Origin of the sequence: Paenibacillus algicola (genome assembly GCF_005577435.1) — a bacterium.
GTDB lineage: Bacteria > Bacillota > Bacilli > Paenibacillales > Paenibacillaceae > Paenibacillus_AQ > Paenibacillus_AQ algicola.
This window is the reverse complement of record NZ_CP040396.1, coordinates 4372222-4387879: the sequence shown is the minus strand read 5'-3', so window position 1 is coordinate 4387879 and position 15658 is coordinate 4372222. Positions and strand designations below refer to the sequence as shown.

General features: G+C 52.2%; 15 protein-coding genes and 1 pseudogene. 14 read left to right on the top strand and 2 right to left on the bottom strand.

Annotated elements, in window-relative coordinates:
• Positions 1–62: 62 nt before the first annotated feature.
• The 10 genes from E6C60_RS20380 (at position 63) to E6C60_RS20335 (ending at position 9050) form a co-directional block, all read left to right on the top strand.
• The gene (locus E6C60_RS20380; RefSeq protein WP_138227478.1) at positions 63–650 is read left to right on the top strand and encodes a sigma-70 family RNA polymerase sigma factor; all 588 of its coding nucleotides are present in this window, start codon (positions 63–65) and stop codon (positions 648–650) included.
• Positions 625–1326 (top strand): DUF3600 domain-containing protein, encoded by a 702-nt coding sequence (locus tag E6C60_RS20375; protein WP_175415387.1) that lies wholly within the window; start codon positions 625–627, stop codon positions 1324–1326. Before E6C60_RS20380 ends, E6C60_RS20375 begins: the two co-directional genes overlap by 26 nt.
• 121 nt (positions 1327–1447) lie before the next feature.
• Positions 1448–2407, top strand: a complete 960-nt coding sequence (locus E6C60_RS20370) for a sigma-70 family RNA polymerase sigma factor (RefSeq protein WP_233281081.1) — start codon at positions 1448–1450, stop codon at positions 2405–2407.
• A gap of 74 nt (positions 2408–2481) precedes the next feature.
• Complete coding sequence (locus E6C60_RS20365; protein ID WP_138227476.1) at positions 2482–2907, top strand: SRPBCC family protein; 426 nt, start codon at positions 2482–2484, stop codon at positions 2905–2907.
• Positions 2904–3332, top strand: a complete 429-nt coding sequence (locus E6C60_RS20360; protein ID WP_138227475.1) for a VOC family protein — start codon at positions 2904–2906, stop codon at positions 3330–3332. The genes E6C60_RS20365 and E6C60_RS20360 overlap by 4 nt, the downstream gene beginning before the upstream one ends.
• 140 nt (positions 3333–3472) lie before the next feature.
• Positions 3473–4921 carry a DEAD/DEAH box helicase gene (locus tag E6C60_RS20355; protein ID WP_138227474.1) on the top strand — a complete coding sequence of 483 codons (1449 nt, stop codon included), beginning with the start codon at positions 3473–3475 and terminating at the stop codon, positions 4919–4921.
• A gap of 239 nt (positions 4922–5160) precedes the next feature.
• The gene (locus E6C60_RS20350; protein ID WP_138227473.1) at positions 5161–6219 is read left to right on the top strand and encodes a siderophore ABC transporter substrate-binding protein; all 1059 of its coding nucleotides are present in this window, start codon (positions 5161–5163) and stop codon (positions 6217–6219) included.
• Between the two features lie 37 nt (positions 6220–6256).
• Positions 6257–7258: an ABC transporter permease gene (locus tag E6C60_RS20345; protein WP_243896035.1), complete on the top strand. Its 1002-nt coding sequence runs from the start codon at positions 6257–6259 to the stop codon at positions 7256–7258.
• A gap of 107 nt (positions 7259–7365) precedes the next feature.
• The gene (locus tag E6C60_RS20340; RefSeq protein WP_407669176.1) at positions 7366–8301 is read left to right on the top strand and encodes an iron chelate uptake ABC transporter family permease subunit; all 936 of its coding nucleotides are present in this window, start codon (positions 7366–7368) and stop codon (positions 8299–8301) included.
• Positions 8298–9050 carry an iron ABC transporter ATP-binding protein gene (locus E6C60_RS20335; protein WP_138227470.1) on the top strand — a complete coding sequence of 251 codons (753 nt, stop codon included), beginning with the start codon at positions 8298–8300 and terminating at the stop codon, positions 9048–9050. Before E6C60_RS20340 ends, E6C60_RS20335 begins: the two co-directional genes overlap by 4 nt.
• An 83-nt stretch (positions 9051–9133) precedes the next feature.
• Here E6C60_RS20335 and E6C60_RS20330 read toward each other — a convergent pair whose 3' ends face one another.
• Together E6C60_RS20330 and E6C60_RS20325 are read right to left on the bottom strand one after the other, a co-directional pair.
• The gene (locus E6C60_RS20330; RefSeq protein WP_138227469.1) at positions 9134–9370 is read right to left on the bottom strand and encodes a DUF6953 family protein; all 237 of its coding nucleotides are present in this window, start codon (positions 9368–9370) and stop codon (positions 9134–9136) included.
• Positions 9371–9391: 21 nt separating this feature from the next.
• Positions 9392–9635, bottom strand: a pseudogene (locus E6C60_RS20325) (phage tail protein); the annotation flags it as partial.
• A gap of 324 nt (positions 9636–9959) precedes the next feature.
• On the opposite strand from E6C60_RS20325, the gene E6C60_RS20320 reads away from it, so the two are divergent.
• The 4 genes from E6C60_RS20320 (at position 9960) to E6C60_RS20305 (ending at position 15617) form a co-directional block, all read left to right on the top strand.
• Positions 9960–11072, top strand: coding sequence for an MBL fold metallo-hydrolase (locus tag E6C60_RS20320; protein WP_138227468.1), 1113 nt, complete (start codon positions 9960–9962; stop codon positions 11070–11072).
• A gap of 234 nt (positions 11073–11306) precedes the next feature.
• Positions 11307–13877 carry a choice-of-anchor I family protein gene (locus E6C60_RS20315; protein ID WP_175415386.1) on the top strand — a complete coding sequence of 857 codons (2571 nt, stop codon included), beginning with the start codon at positions 11307–11309 and terminating at the stop codon, positions 13875–13877.
• Positions 13878–13909: 32 nt separating this feature from the next.
• Entirely contained in the window at positions 13910–14419 is a 510-nt protein-coding gene (locus E6C60_RS20310) for a hypothetical protein (RefSeq protein ID WP_138227466.1), read from the top strand.
• A 28-nt stretch (positions 14420–14447) separates the two neighbouring features.
• Entirely contained in the window at positions 14448–15617 is a 1170-nt protein-coding gene (locus tag E6C60_RS20305; RefSeq protein ID WP_138227465.1) for an S-layer homology domain-containing protein, read from the top strand.
• Positions 15618–15658: the final 41 nt, after the last annotated feature.

Below are 15658 nucleotides of genomic sequence, written 5' to 3'. Positions count from 1 at the left end.
CGAACCTTTTCCCGGCATCCGGCCAATATAAGGTGAAGTTCAGTATATAGGGAGGGCCCCCCATGAAGGAAGTGAAGATCCAAGAGTTGTTAACGCGGATGCTGCAAGAGGAAGACTCTGCGTTCGAGGAGTTATACAGGGAAACCCGAGAGGATGTCTACCGGATGGTGGCATGCTTGATTCCGAACCGTCAGGATGCGGTGGAAGTTGCCAATGAGGTATATGTCCAATTATGGAGGTCTTATCGTGACTATGATCACACTCGGCCGTTTCGCTTCTGGCTCCACGGCATTGTGATTCGAGTGAGTAATCAACACCGGAGAAGCCTGTGGCGCAGCTTTCGCCGATATGATGTGCTGAAGCGGGCGATGTCCACAGCCCCGGCACAGGACGAGCCCATAAGCCGTCTGGAGACGAAGGATGAGCTGCTGGAGCATGTTATGAAGCTGTCAAGTAAACTGCGCACCGTAGTAGTGCTGCGCTGCTATCACGATTACAGTTTGGAGGAGACGGCCTCGCTGCTGCAGGTTCCGGTCGGGACCGTCAAATCGCGTTACCACGCTGCAATTATGAAGCTGCGTCAAGAGTGGAATCACATTTCAGATGAAAAGGTGGAGAGTACACATGACTATCGAGCAACACATTCGTAAGTCCCTTGGGCATTATGCGCACAGCATCGACGTTCCATCAGAGCTCGATGCAGCCGTTGCCAGGCATCTTAACAAAAGATATAGAGGCCGAAGAACCACACCCTTCCGGCGTGCGGTCCTTGTGGCGCTGATCAGTGTTTTTGCAGTGACGGCCACAGCCTTTGCGGCCAGCCCAGAGCTGGCTGATCGGATTTATGGTTCATTTGCAGAGCTGAAGAAGACGGTCGTGACGGTGACCATGCAGGAGTACCAGAAGCTGGGTATGAAGCTCGGCGGCGCGAAAAAAACACTGGGTGAGGATTACCCTGCCTTCGAGCAGCAGTTAAAGCAAGTGGTCGCTGCCAAGGTGGAGTATGCCAACAAGCATTATCAGATCGACTTTCTGGCTCTGCCGCCCGAGACCTATACGGAATTAAAGATGCTGTATGCAGAAATACAGCCCTATCTTGACCAGCTGAATGGCCAGCCGATTGCTCAAGAGGTGCTTAGTGCTGAACAGTATGATCGCTACATGGAAGCACAGCTGCAGAGGGAATCAATCCTGGCTCAGTCGGGGGTCAATCCGAGCGATGGACCGGTGGAGCTCGGTGAGCTGCCGGTCGAGCTGCAGCCTGCGTATAAGGAGGCTCAGCAGACGATTTTCGAGCTGGAAGAGAGCATGAACAAGGGAAAATAAAAGCTATCATTCAGGAAAGAGGCACTCTCAACAGAGTGCCTCTTTCCACTTTACATATGAATCTATTATGATAAAGATACTACATAGATCAATCTCCATACCATCCAATGTATAGGAGGAAATGATGAACGATACGACAGCAGAGCTGGAATATTTTCAAGAGATCAAGCAGGAGCTCACTTACTACTGCTACAGAATGCTCGGATCCATGGAGGATGCCGACGATGCCGTGCAGGAGACGCATATTCGGGTATGGCAGCACCGGAGCTCATTTCGAGGGGAAGCCTCCTTCAAGACCTGGGTTTACCGGATCGCCTCTAACCTGTGCCTGGATAAGCTCAGGCAGGCGAAGCGCCGGATTCGTCCCGTGGATCATTTCGATCCCGCTGCCGACATTGTAGAGCCCCGCGATACGCTGCCGCCTTCCCAGTGGGTATGGCCAGCCCCGGATTTGGCGGAGAATCCGGAGGACCGGATGATTCGAAAGGATACGCTGCAGATCTGCTTTATTGCGCTGCTGCAGGTCCTGCCTCCCCGTCAGCGGGCAGTATGGATCTTCAAGGACGTCTTTGAGTGGCCCACCAAGCACATTGCTGAGGCTCTGGACATGTCTCCCGCTGCGGTAAACAGCGCACTTCAGCGAGCAAGAGCGGCGCTGGATCAGGAGCAGCTCCGCTCGGATGAATATGCCAGGACCGGCATGGAGCCGGATCAAGAGCTGCTTAACAGATATGTAGACGCATTTGAGCAGTTTGATATAGATACTCTGGTGGCGTTATTCCATGAGGAGGGCCGCATGTCGATGCCGCCGTTCAATATGTGGATCAAGGGCAGAGAAGATCTGCGTCAATTTTTCTCCCTTACGCGGTGGCATTGTGAAGGGTCCCGGTTTATCCGGACCACGGCCAATGGTGGCGTTCCTGTATTGGCGCAGTATGTACCCGGCCGTATCCCAGACGTTCTCGTTCCCTGGGGCATTCATATGCTGGAGGTGCGGGAGGGGCATATTGATCATGTTCAGAATTTTATTCATACGCCTTTATTTAGAATATTTGGTCTTCCACTCGAAATACAGCGATGAATTTTCACCACACCATACGTCTATAGGAGTGAGAGCTGTATAAACCAACAATTTGATGAAAGAGGTGTTGATCCATGAACAATCCATCTGCTCCTAAAGTAACGGTAGAAGCGACGGTTCAGGCTCCGATTGAGAAGGTATGGACGTATTGGACCGAGCCGGTCCACATTATGAAATGGAGCTATGCGACGGAAGAGTGGCATGTGCCGAAAGCGGAGAATGACCTGCGGGAAGGCGGGGCTTTCCTCAATCGGATGGAGGCGAAGGACGGCAGCATGGGCTTCGATTTTGATGGTGTATACGACACTGTGAAGCCTCATCAGGAGATCACCTACACGCTGGGAGACGGCAGAAAGGTTGAAATTCTCTTTGAGGATCAAGGTGGCGTGACGAAGGTCGTTCAGACCTTTGAAGCAGAAGCCACGCACGCTGTGGAGATGCAGCAGCAGGGCTGGCAGGCGATCATGAACCATTTCAAGCAATATACGGAGCAGGCATGAAGATGAAGCTGGTTCCATACATCACATTAGAGGGGCGAGCGAAGGAAGCGATCCAGTTCTACAAAGAGGTATTTCACGCCGAGGTGCTCTCCAGCATCACGTACGGTGAAATGCCGGGCATGTCTAATACATTTACAGAAGAATTAAAGGATCTGGTGGCGCATGCCAAATTAAAAATCGGTGATACAGAGCTTATGCTTTCTGATGCGCCAGCCGGATCACTGTCACTTGGAACGGGAAACCGGGTTACTATTTGTATTACGACGCACGCTGTCGAGCATGCTAGGGATATTTATGAAGCTCTGCGGCAAGGCGGGCAAGTCAATATGCCTTTCAGCGAAGAAGCTTTCAGTCCTGGGTTCGGTGATGTCACAGATCCATTCGGCGTAACTTTCCAGATTTATACGGAAATTGAAACCTTCTAAATAAGTTCTGGAGTCGGCCTGCTTAGGGCTCGACTCCTTTCTTTTTGCTTGAGTAAATCATGGTATAATCAATGAACGGAGCGCTCCAAGCCGGTAATGCTAAGCTATGAAAAACGTTGTCTACACAAAGAGGTGTGTTTATGAATGAACGAAGTTTTCAGGATTACCAATTAAGCGAGGATATTCTCCGCGCCTTGGATAATTTGGGATATCAAATGCCGACAGAGGTTCAAAGCAGTGTAATTCCCTCTGCGCTTAAGCAGAAGGATATGACCGTGAAATCCCGCACAGGAAGTGGGAAAACGGCAGCTTACGGCATTCCAATCTGCCAAATGGTAGAGTGGGATCAGAATCGGCCGCAGGCCTTGATTTTGACGCCGACGCGAGAGCTTGCCGATCAGGTTAAGCAGGATATGATGAATATCGGGAAATACAAACGAATCAAAGCAATTGCGATTTACGGCAAGCAGCCATTTGCTAGACAGAAGACGCAACTGACATACAGAAATCATGTGGTTGTGGGCACGCCAGGACGGATTATGGACCATATCGAGAAGCAAACGATCGATCTGGAGCAAGTGAGATTTCTCGTGATTGACGAAGCCGATGAGATGCTAAACATGGGATTTATTGAGCAGGTGGAGAAAATTATCCGCGAGCTGCCCAAGAATCGGTTGACTATGCTGTTCTCCGCCACACTGCCAAAGGATGTCGAGAATTTATGCCACCGATATATGAACCATCCGTTGGATATTGAGGTGAAGGCAGGCTCCGAAGCGACAAATCAGATTGAGCATTCGTTATATATGGTAAAGGATGAGGACAAGCTTCAGTTACTCCGGGCAATCACCGTGATCGAGAATCCGGATCGTTGTATTATTTTTTGCCGAACGCAGACTAGAGTCGAGGTCGTTTATAAAGAGTTGGAAAAACAGGGATATCCCTGTAACAGAATCCATGGAGGCATGGAGCAGGACGAACGCACTCAAGTGATGAACAAGTTTAAGTTAGGACACTTCCGCTATCTGATTGCTACGGATGTAGCCGCAAGAGGGATTGATATCGAGAACATCAGTCACGTCATGAACTATGATCTTCCATTGGAGAACGAGAGCTACGTACACCGCACGGGTCGAACGGGAAGAGCCGGGCAATCCGGGAAAGCGATCTCCTTTGCCAAGCCGAATGAAGAGAAATTCATTCTGAATATTGAAGCCTATATCGGGTTTGACATCCCTAGGAAATCAAATCCATCCGCAGAAGCAGTGACACGGGGAAAGGCGGCTTTTGAAGCGAAGTCAGGGAAGCAGCCATCGATTACAAAAGGCCGCGGCTCTCGCCTGGGGCAGGATGTAATGAAATTGTATTTTAATGGCGGAAAGAAAAAGAAGATCAGAGCTGTGGACTTTGTAGGTACTATAGCCAAAATCGAAGGTGTGTCGGCAGCGGACATTGGGATTATTACCATAGAAGATCATGCTTCCTATGTGGATATTCTTAATGGCAAAGGCCGAATAGTGCTTCATATGATGAAGGATACGACCGTTAAAGGGAAGCTTCTCAAGGTGCAGGAAGCGAACAGAAGCTAACATTTAAATGAGGCAGCAAGAGAAGGTCCCGGGAGCGATGATAACTCTCCGGGACCTTTATAGTTTCTCTATCCAAACCACAGTACAGGTAATGTGATAAAAAAAAGAGGTTGCTATTATTTTGGATCCTGCTATACTTTAAAAAGAAATTGTCATTGATAATAATTATCATTATCACTGATAACCGGGACATCGCGATGAGTTTCGAAAGTATACATACGAAGGAGAGGGAAAGAGAAATGAAAAAGTTCAAATTTAGTATTGTAATGCTGGTGTTCGTACTGGTGCTGGCGGCATGCTCCACCGGGAACGATACGACAGGCAGTACAGAAAGCAACAGCGCCAGTGAGAATACAAGCACCACCACGACCACCGAAACGACGCCAGCCGCCACAGAGCCGGCTCAGCCAACGACCGTTGAAATTACTGATGCTCATGGCAAGGTTACCGTGCCTGTAAATCCCGAGAACGTTGTCGCGCTGGACAACCGGACGTTTGAAACGCTTGCGAACTGGGAGATCGAGCTGGCTGCGGTTCCTAAAGGCGTTATGCCTGCGGACTCCCCCTATGTAGCAGATGAGGGTGTTCAGGACATTGGCAATCACAGTGAGCCCAACCTGGAGATTCTGGCGGCTGCCAATCCGGAGCTAGTCATTGTAGGGCAGCGGTTTGCTGATTACTATGAAGATATCAAGAAGCTGGTGCCGAATGCAGTCGTCATCGATCTGAACTTCGACGTCTCTGCCGAATCCGGCGCCCCGGGTGACAACCTGGTCAACGGACTGAAGGATGCGACGCTGAAGCTGGGACAGATTTTTGACAAAAATGCAGAGGCAGAGCAGCTGAATGCTGAATTCGATCAAGCTATTGCAGATGCAAAAGCAGCCTACCAGGATACCGAAACGGTAATGAGCGTCATTGTTTCCGGCGGCAACATCGGCTTCTCGGCTCCGGTCTCTGGACGCGTCTGGGGCCCGATGTACGAAATCTTCGGATGGACATCGTCCCTGGACATCGACAACACCTCGTCGGATCACCAAGGGGATGAAATTTCTGTAGAAGCGATCGCGCAGAGCAATCCGGATTGGATTTTTGTCCTGGACCGTGATGCTGCTATTAATTCAACCGATCCAAAGGTTCCGGCTCAGGATGTTATTGATAACGCCCCGGCGCTTCAAAATACAACCGCGGTCACTGAAGGAAATATCGTCTATGCACCGAATGATACGTACACGAATGAGTCCATTCAAACGTACATCGAGCTGTTTAACAATCTTGCTAATAAGCTAGCCGAGTAGTATAAAGGAGCACGCTATCGTGTCTAACCATATCGTCATGGGGGCTGAGAGAACATCTCAGCCCCATCTTTCTAACCATAATAAAATATGGAGCACGCCTTTTGTCCTGGCGGTCATTACGGTCCTCATCCTGGGCGTAATCTCTCTATTTACGGGCGTCTACGATATTTGGGGTCAGGAGGACGGCTGGGAAATGTTCTGGATTACCCGGGTTCCGCGGACGATTGCGCTCATGCTGACCGGTGCCGCCATGGCGATGTCTGGGCTGGTCATGCAGCTGGTGACTCAGAATCGCCTGGTAGAGCCCACAACAACCGGAACGATCGAATGGGCGGGTCTGGGCCTTCTGGTCGTATATGTGCTGATTCCTGCGCCAACTTTGGTTGAGCGGATGACCGGTGCCATTTTGTTCTCCTTCGTCGGCACGATGGTTTTCTTTCTATTCTTGAGGCGGGTGCGGCTGCGTTCGTCCTTGATTGTGCCTATTATCGGGCTTATGCTGGGCGCCGTCATCTCGGCGGTCTCTACGTTTATGGGTCTGTTTTTTCAGATGCTGCAGGTCATTGAAGGATGGTTCGTCGGCTCTTTCGCAGCGGTACAGGCGGGAAGATATGAGTATCTATGGATTATTGTCATCATTACGATCCTGATCTTTATCTTTGCTAACCGGCTGACGCTGGCAGGCTTGGGAGAGGATGTGGCGACGAGTCTCGGGCTGAATTATAACCGGCTTATTATACTAGCGAATGCGTTGATTGCGGCGGCGGTGGGCATTGTGGCTGCGGTGATCGGTAATCTGCCCTTCCTGGGATTAATTGTGCCGAACATCGTCTCGATGTTCCGGGGGGATGATCTCAGAAGCAATCTGCCGTGGGTATGTGTGCTGGGCATGGGCACCATTATGCTGTGTGACATTATTTCGCGCACGATTATCATGCCGTTCGAGGTACCGGTGTCCTTAATTCTGGGAACATTAGGTGCGGTTGTATTTATTGCGATTTTACTGCGGCGCCGCAAACCGAGGAGGAGGCCACGATGAACACCCATGTAAACACTTCGGCCTCTCGCAGCGTCAAGGCTGCCCGATCCGTGAGCGCCTTTCGCTCCCCCAAGGAACAAAAGCGCTACTGGCTGCTGCTTACCAGCCTGATGATGCTAGGTCTGCTGTCCACTTACGGACTTCTCGTATATAACAATCCGGTGCCGGTAGACTCGCCATCGTTCATTCCGGTCGTCGAGAGAAGAATTGTCGCTGTCGTGGCCATGCTGATCGCGGCCGTATGCCAAGGGCTATCGACAGTAGCTTTTCAGTCCATTACGAACAATCGGATTATTACGCCTTCGCTGCTTGGCTTCGAAACCCTGTACTCTACGATTCAGACGAGCACGATCTTCTTATTTGGCGCGGGAACCCTGGTCAGCTTTACCGGTACCGGTCCGTTTCTGCTTCAGGTGGGCATCATGGTCTTGATGAGCTTGATCCTGTACGGGTGGCTGCTCTCCGGTAAATACGGCAACCTGCAGCTTATGCTTCTGGTCGGGATTATCATCGGGGTGGGTCTCAGATCTGTCTCCACGTTCATGAGAAGAGTGCTGACGCCATCGGAATTCGATGTGCTGCAGGCAAGGCTGTTCGGCTCGGTCAACCATGCGGATGCTGCATATTTCTCTATAGTCATTCCAATGGTTCTTCTCATTGCCGTGCTGCTGTTTGTCAGTGCAAAAAAGCTGAATGTGTTATCGCTCGGGAAGGATGCCGCCGTTTCTGTGGGCGTCAAATATCAGCCGAGCATCATCTATATTCTGATCCTGGTCGCTATTCTGATGTCCATCTCTACGGCGCTGATCGGCCCCTTAACCTTTTACGGCTTTCTGGTGGCCATGCTTAGCTATCAAGCGGCGCCAACGTATGATCACCGATATATTTTTTCGATGGCGCTGGCGGTAGGCTTCTTCGTCCTGACAACCGCATATTTCTTGATGTATCATGTGTTTGATTCGCAGGCTGTCGTCTCGGTCATTATCGAGCTGTTCGGCGGCATACTATTCTTAATCGTACTTTTAAGGAAGAGGGCGCTATGATCCAAATCAATCAGGTTAAAAAATCATACACCGCTCAGGTCCACATTGGTCCTTTGAACCTTGAGATTCCCAAGGCGGGCCTGACCTCTTTAATCGGTCCTAACGGTGCCGGAAAGTCAACCACGCTGCTGATGATCGGTCGGCTTCTGAATATGGATGAAGGCCAGATCCAGGTGGCGAATATGGATGTGTCCACATCCAAATCCAAGGACCTGGCGAAGATCATTACAATTTTGCGGCAGGAAAATCACTTTGTGACGCGGCTTACTGTAAGGCAGCTTGCCGGCTTCGGACGCTTCCCGTACTCCAACGGGCGGCTGACGAAGGAGGATGAGCGGATTATCTCCAAATATATTGATTTTCTGGACCTGACCGAGCTGGAGGACCGCTATCTGGATGAGCTCTCAGGCGGTCAACGGCAGCGGGCCTATGTCGCCATGGTGCTGTGTCAGGAAACGGAATACGTGCTGCTGGACGAGCCGCTGAACAATCTGGATATTGCCCGGTCCGTGCAGATGATGCAGTATTTAAGGCATGTAGCGGATGAATTCGGCCGAACCATACTGACCGTAATGCACGATATTAATTTTGCGGCTAAATACTCCGATAGCATCTGTGCGATGAAGCATGGGCAGATTGCGGCGTTTGGTACGGTAGCGGAGATCATGAAGCCGGAGCTGCTGACGGATATTTTTGAGACGAGGATTGAGATTATTCAAGGTCCGTACGGGCCGATCGCGGTGTACTGAATGTACAGCGAGGCTCTCCACAGCCATCCCTTGAGAGGGGTGGCCTGACCCCGGAGAGGTGAGCCTCTGAAGCTTCAGAAGCGTTAAGTCCACGCCCATAAAAATCCATCACGATCCCAGGCGATGCGGCCGCCATGAAGCTTGCGAAAAGCCTTTTTGACCTCCTTGGACAGTGAGGCATTGCCGTTCTCATTGACAAAGACAAAGCTTTCCCCGAAATGCGCCTTCACATAGGCAATGGCATCGCTTTGATGCAGCTGCCCCGTAGATCTGATCTCCTGCACCATCCATGCTGCGACCTCTTGAGCGGTTGCTTCCATGCTGCTGCTCCTCTCTAATGACTAGTATTCTCCTTTAATAACTAAAAAAGATCCCCGGATCGTTCCAGCCAGCTTGGACTTTTGCCTCGCAAACTTGAATCGTCCTTCCAGCTCTGCCGGGATCTTCATCCCTTCGAACCTGAAATCGTGACGTTTGAAGCGGTGTCGCCGCAAATTCCAGCTGACGTTCTTCCTTTAGAATTCGCTGGACATATTCCAACGTATCCAGGCTCTCTTTGGCCTGCAATACGGTAAATTTGTGCTTTGGGTTGCTAGGTACAGCCTCATTATATATGAAGTGCTGTAAATAGGAATACATAAATCTTTAGAGCAAGGACGGAGACTATTTAGCTTGGGGAAGTGATGAATCCTTGATCTCAGCAGTGGCTTTGTTGCATGATGTACTACATTTCACTTCAAGAAAACATTTCTTTAATACTCGAGTGATACAGTGGTGGAGGGGCAAATCGGAGTGTCCATGGCTGAAAGGTGGGTCGGCAGCCGCTGTGCTTTAGTTTCATGAGAAGCTTTCTTTATGATAGTATAGACATAGGCAAGCGTCGATTTTATCAGGAAAGGAACGAAAGGCATGATTTATATATGGATCGTTCTTGCAGCAGTTATTTTGGGAGCGGTGTTGTTTATGAGCCTGCATCCTGTGTTTGGGGGCAGTCCAACTCGGGGACAGGTGGCCCGGTACAGCGAGATGAAGAACTATACCGGTAACCGGTTCAGAAACCTGGAGACGACCCGCATGAGCATGAATGTCTCGGATTTATTGTCCATGACGAGGGATTCAATGATCGGGAGGAAGGAGCGTACGCCCAAGGCTGCCCTGCCCATGGTTAAGACGGATTGGAGCCGTATAGATCGTGCAGAGGATCATGTGACATGGTTTGGGCACTCCGCTTTTTTACTTCAGATGGATTCCAAGCATATTCTCGTTGACCCCATGCTCGGTATGATGGCTTCGCCGGTCTCCTTCGCAGGAAGTAAGCGGTACAGTCAGGATGTGCTGCAGATGATACACGAGCTTCCGCCGATTGATGCGGTTCTGATTACGCATGACCATTACGATCATCTGGACTATCCGTCGATCTCCAAGCTGCGGCATAAGGTCCGTCATTTCTTCGTGCCCTGCGGTGTCAGCGCACACCTAATCCGCTGGGGGGTTCCGGAGGATGCCATTACGGAATTGAACTGGTGGGAGGAGCGGGAGTTTGAGGGCCTGCGCCTTGTGCTGACACCGTCGAAGCATTTCTCGGGCAGGGGATTGCTGAATAAGGACACGACTCTTTGGGGAGGCTGGGTCATCCTGGGACAACGGACGCGCGTATTCACGAGCGGGGATGGCGGATACGGGGCTCACTTTAAAAAGATCGGGGAGACATACGGCCCCTTTGACCTGGCGCTGATCGAAGGCGGTCAATATGATCATCGCTGGTCTTGGGTTCACATGACTCCCGAGGAGGCCGTGCAGGCAGCAAGGGATGTGCAGGGCGCGCAAATGATGCTAATCCACTGGGGGGCATTTACCCTGGCTTATCACGGCTGGACCGAGCCGATCGAGCGTGCGCTGCCAGCTGCGGAGCAGCTGAACATGAAGCTGGTTACTCCCCGGCTGGGCGAGACCATTCCTCTCATTCAGCAGGATAGAGGCGAGGCGTCCGGGTGGTGGAGAGACGTTGTAGAGAAGCCATAAACAAACAATCCGATCGGATACAGCAGCACTAGCAGGAAGCTCCATTCAGAGATGAATGGGGCTTTTTGATGCGCTTTTTACAGAAACCGGCCTCATATTTAACATCGCTATGACCTGAGCCTAGCTTTTTTTCACTATGATAGATGAAGTGAACGCTCACATGGAATCTTTGAAATCGCCATGATCGTTGCAGTTGTGGGCAGACCAGATCAAGCAAAGGGGAAGGTGTGCAAAATGATAAATTCAAGGCTGCCCAGAAAAAGAAAACTCGGCTTCATCGCCGGGCTGCTTGTGTTTGTCCAGCTTGTAGTCAGCTTTGGGGGCGTGCATGCAGCAGAGGAGAGTGCTGTCGGTCCCGATACGATTTTGATTCACCAGGTGTACGGAGGTGGCGGCAAGAGCGATACACCGATCAGCCATAGCTTTATTGAGCTGTACAATCCGACGGAAGCGCCGATCAGCCTGGAGGGCTGGAAGATAGAATATTCATCTCTACGCAGCGCGGGGAACCCCGGCACCACGGCTGGGGAATGGGTGGCGCTGGAGCTTAGCGGCATCATTCCATCACATGCTTCTTATCTAATTCGGGGGGCGGCTGAAACGACCAGTGTCAGCCTGCTTCAGATGGATTCCTTTGATCTAGATTGGACAGGCCGTTATATCGACAATGACCAATATAATGTGCGTCTTGTGAACGGCAGCGGTGGCGTCGTGGATCAAGTGACTGTGAAGGAAGCGGGTAAGGACGGGGTCGAAGGCCAGGTAATCCCGTCTATCTCCAAGCAAAAATCAATCCGGCGCATTAATTTTAACGATACAAATCAGAACAACACCGATTTCGAGGTTCTGGAATACAAAAGCCAGACGCCGGAATTCATAGCGTTACACCGTCCCCGCAGCCTGGCTGACGGAGCTTGGGGGCTGACGGCGCCGACCGAGCCAACTCCGAATCCGGTACCCAACCCGGCGCCAACTCCGCAAATCCCTGCAGTGCCAGCCGTGGGCGGAGAGCCGGCGGTCCCTGGTGGCCTATCTTACTGGGGCAGCTTCTTCACGGGCAGCCAGAATGAGGACGGCGGCGCGGCCGAAATCGTCAAGTACAACCCGGATAACGGAAATATGTATCTAGTCAACGGTAATGCTCAGACGATCGACATCATCAGCCTCGGAGATTGGAGTGCTGGCAGCGCGTCCTTTTCACTGAAGAAGCAGGTGAGCCTGAGCAGCATGATTCCCGGCTTCACCTTCGGAGATGTGACGAGCGTTGATATCCACACCGGGCACCAGCTCATTGCAGTCGCTGTTCAGGAACAGGATTACGCGAAGAATGGTGCTGTGCTGCTGCTAAATTATGATGGAGATTACGTGACCCATCTGGAGGTAGGCGTACAGCCGGATATGATTACCTTTACGCCGGACGGGCAGTATGTTCTGACTGCCGACGAAGGGGAGCCGCGCAGCGGCTACGGACCGGGAGCCGTAGATCCTAAGGGCTCGGTGTCCATCATCGACCTGCGTGACGGCATCAACAGCGCCAAGGCGGTTCAAGTTACCTTTGAAGCTTGGGATGCAGCCCGAGCTGAGCTGGTGAATCATCAGGTTATTTTGAAAAAGAACACCCTGCCTTCTGTCGATCTGGAGCCGGAGTACATTGCGGTCGCAGATAACAGCAAAACGGCCTATGTGACCCTTCAGGAAGCCAATGCCGTTGCGGTGCTGGATATCGGGAGCATGAAGTTTACGAGCATCAAGGGACTCGGATTCAAGGATCACAGTCTTCCTGGCAACGAGCTGGACATCCACCGGAACGGCCAGATTGAAATCCATAATTACAGCGTATTCGGTGCGTACATGCCGGATGGAGCCGCTACGGCAAACATTGGCGGCGTGACCTACCTGCTGACCCCGAATGAAGGAGATGCGAGAGAGTGGGCAGAGTATGCGAACATCGGCAGCACTTCGGTAAGCGGCGGTTCCATAGATACACTGAAGAATGAAGAACATGACGGATTAGAGAATGACAAGACGTACATTCTGGGCGGTCGCTCCTTCTCCATCTGGAATGCAGAGACGCTGGAGCTGGTGTATGACAGCGGGAGTGATTTTGAAAAAATCACAGCGGAGCGCTATCCGCATCAGTTCAACGTATCCAATGACAATCTGACGCTGGATCACCGCAGCTCCAAAAAAGGGCCGGAGCCCGAGGATATTAAGGTGCTGGAGGTAGAAGGCAAGGTGTATGCCTTTATCGGGCTGGAGCGGATCGGTGGAATTATGGTCTATGATATTACGAATCCGGCTGAGGCTAAATTTTTCGATTACATGAACACCCGGGACTATAGCGCCAAGATTAAAGGAGATGTCGCGCCGGAAGGCCTGGCGGTCATTAAAGCGGCCGACAGCCCGACCGGATATCCGCTGCTGCTGGCTGCTCATGAGGTCAGCGGAACGGTCGCCGTGTATCAGCTTCATCAGGGCTATGTGGAGCCGGACAACGATGTGCGTCCGCTGAAGCTGGACGTGCAGAAGTCCACCGCATCCGGCATGTCGGTCTATCAGTATTCGGTATCACAGACTCCGGGCGCGCCTGTCTACAGCTCAGGCTATGATCTTGTTGTTCAGGTGTATGAGGGTGCAGACTACACAACGCCGGGCCTGACGCTGATCAAGCATGTCCAGAACGGAACAGACATGGTTTCTGAAGAAATTCGTATCGGCCAGAACAAGAAGGTCAAGATTATGGTGGTATCTGCCGTGGACGGCGAAAACATTCAGGTGCTTGCCGATGCTTACGGGGTGCAATAAAGATGAGAAATCTACAACGAAGAGGAACAGGCATGCGCAATTGGGTCGCTGCCTTGGTGATGGTTACATTCGGCGCAGCTTGCCTGCCGCCTGCCGCCCACAGTTCAGCACTTCTGCCTGAGGCAGGCGCGGTTTCGGCCCCTTTACAGGCCGTGAGCCAGGCATCCACGCTGACGCTGGAGGCTCCGGCACAAGCTGCAGCGGGTAAGGAGCTTGTCTTTTCCGGAGGGTCCCATTCCTCCGATGTTATTCTCACTGTGCGCAATACGGCAGGTGAAATACTCTATTTCGATACCGTAAAGACGTCATTGAACCAGTATCGCAGCGCGATCACCGTCCCGTCGGCTTGGGCTTCGGGTTCATACGAGGTGTCTGCTGCCTCTGGCGACAGCCGGGTGACCCGGCCGTTAACGATCCTGGCCTCCAGCCCGCAACATCCCAACAACCCAGATACAGGCTCACCGGGCGGGTCCACGGGCAGTCCCGGTCCAACCGGGATCGCCGTCCCCTTCGCCGTCCCTGCCGGGACAGACCGGAGTTAGCCCGGATGGAGCGAAGGTGTTCCTTCAAGTGCCTGGAAGCCAGGTGAGCGGAGTCACGAAGGCCGTCGTCTCTGGAGATCAGATGAAGTCGCTGATTGAGCTGTGGAAGCAGGATGCCGGAAGTTCTTCCAAGAAGAGAATGCTGGAGCTTCAGCTGTCTGCAGGAGCGGCATCAGCTAACCGGGTCTCCCTGGAGCTGCCGGAAGGTACAGCCGCCTTGCTGAGCGGCAGCGGAATCCCCCATTTGTCCATCACCACGCCTCTTGCACAGCTGTCGATGGACACGAAAGTGATTCAGGCCTTCCAAACCCAGGTGCGCGGAGCCATGCAGATTGAGGTGTCCAAGATCGAAACCGCTGCAATGCCAGTCCTCGTGAAGACGGTGACAGGGAATCGGCCTGTACTTGATCTAAGCATCCGTCACGAAGGAGGCACCGTTGCCGACTTTGGCGGCGGCACCGTCAAGGTGTCCATTCCATATTCGGCTGCAGCGGGCGAAGTTCGTGACGCTCTGGTTGTATATCATATTGCCGAGAACGGCACCCTGACGGCCGTACCAAATGGATGGTTAGATTCAACCAACGGGATGTATACCTTTGCCGTTAAGCATTTCTCCATTTATGGGATCGGGTATAACAAGCAGGAGTTCCGTGATGTTTCCGGGTGGTCGCAGAGTTATGTTACGTACCTGGCCGCGCGTGGTTTGGTGCAGGGCTATGGAGCAGACCGCTTTCAGCCTGGTTCTTCCATGACACGAGCGGAGTTCCTGAGCGTGCTCGCGAGGATGTCCGGGGACAGCCTGAGCATTGCCGGGGAGCAGCCGTTCAAAGATGTGATTGCCAGTCACTGGTATGCGGACATTATTCACTGGGCTTCCCGTGAAGGTATTGCTTTGGGCAAAGGCCCGGATACCTTCAAGCCTCATGATCTCATCACCCGGGAAGAGCTGGCCGTCATGCTGGGCCGCTATGTCCGGCATATCGAATATGAGCTGCCTGTGCCGGACGCCGAGGGCAGTCTCGAATCGTTCCGTGATCGCAGCGCGATCAGTGCCTGGGCGCAGGCGGATGTCGAGCAGCTTCAACGTGCAGGTATGATTCAGGGCACGCCGGGTGGATTGTTCCAGCCGAAGGCGGCTGCAAGCCGCGAGGAAGCTGCGAAGCTGCTGGCGCTGCTTCTGCAGGGTATGAGTAAGTAAGACAGTAAATGATAGGTCGAAATTTCACAGCCCCTCTGCAC

What these genes read in the sequence shown, in the direction of transcription:
- E6C60_RS20375 (WP_175415387.1), top strand. Translation starts at nt 625, where the DNA reads ATGACTATCGAGCAACACATTCGTAAGTCCCTTGGGCATTATGCGCAC.
- E6C60_RS20350 (WP_138227473.1), top strand. Translation starts at nt 5,161, where the DNA reads ATGAAAAAGTTCAAATTTAGTATTGTAATGCTGGTGTTCGTACTGGTG.
- E6C60_RS20370 (WP_233281081.1), top strand. Translation starts at nt 1,448, where the DNA reads ATGATGAACGATACGACAGCAGAGCTGGAATATTTTCAAGAGATCAAG.
- E6C60_RS20315 (WP_175415386.1), top strand. Translation starts at nt 11,307, where the DNA reads ATGATAAATTCAAGGCTGCCCAGAAAAAGAAAACTCGGCTTCATCGCC.
- E6C60_RS20310 (WP_138227466.1), top strand. Translation starts at nt 13,910, where the DNA reads ATGCGCAATTGGGTCGCTGCCTTGGTGATGGTTACATTCGGCGCAGCT.
- E6C60_RS20360 (WP_138227475.1), top strand. Translation starts at nt 2,904, where the DNA reads ATGAAGATGAAGCTGGTTCCATACATCACATTAGAGGGGCGAGCGAAG.
- E6C60_RS20320 (WP_138227468.1), top strand. Translation starts at nt 9,960, where the DNA reads ATGATTTATATATGGATCGTTCTTGCAGCAGTTATTTTGGGAGCGGTG.
- E6C60_RS20335 (WP_138227470.1), top strand. Translation starts at nt 8,298, where the DNA reads ATGATCCAAATCAATCAGGTTAAAAAATCATACACCGCTCAGGTCCAC.
- E6C60_RS20365 (WP_138227476.1), top strand. Translation starts at nt 2,482, where the DNA reads ATGAACAATCCATCTGCTCCTAAAGTAACGGTAGAAGCGACGGTTCAG.
- E6C60_RS20380 (WP_138227478.1), top strand. Translation starts at nt 63, where the DNA reads ATGAAGGAAGTGAAGATCCAAGAGTTGTTAACGCGGATGCTGCAAGAG.
- E6C60_RS20355 (WP_138227474.1), top strand. Translation starts at nt 3,473, where the DNA reads ATGAATGAACGAAGTTTTCAGGATTACCAATTAAGCGAGGATATTCTC.
- E6C60_RS20345 (WP_243896035.1), top strand. Translation starts at nt 6,257, where the DNA reads ATGGGGGCTGAGAGAACATCTCAGCCCCATCTTTCTAACCATAATAAA.
- E6C60_RS20330 (WP_138227469.1), bottom strand. Translation starts at nt 9,370, where the DNA reads ATGGAAGCAACCGCTCAAGAGGTCGCAGCATGGATGGTGCAGGAGATC.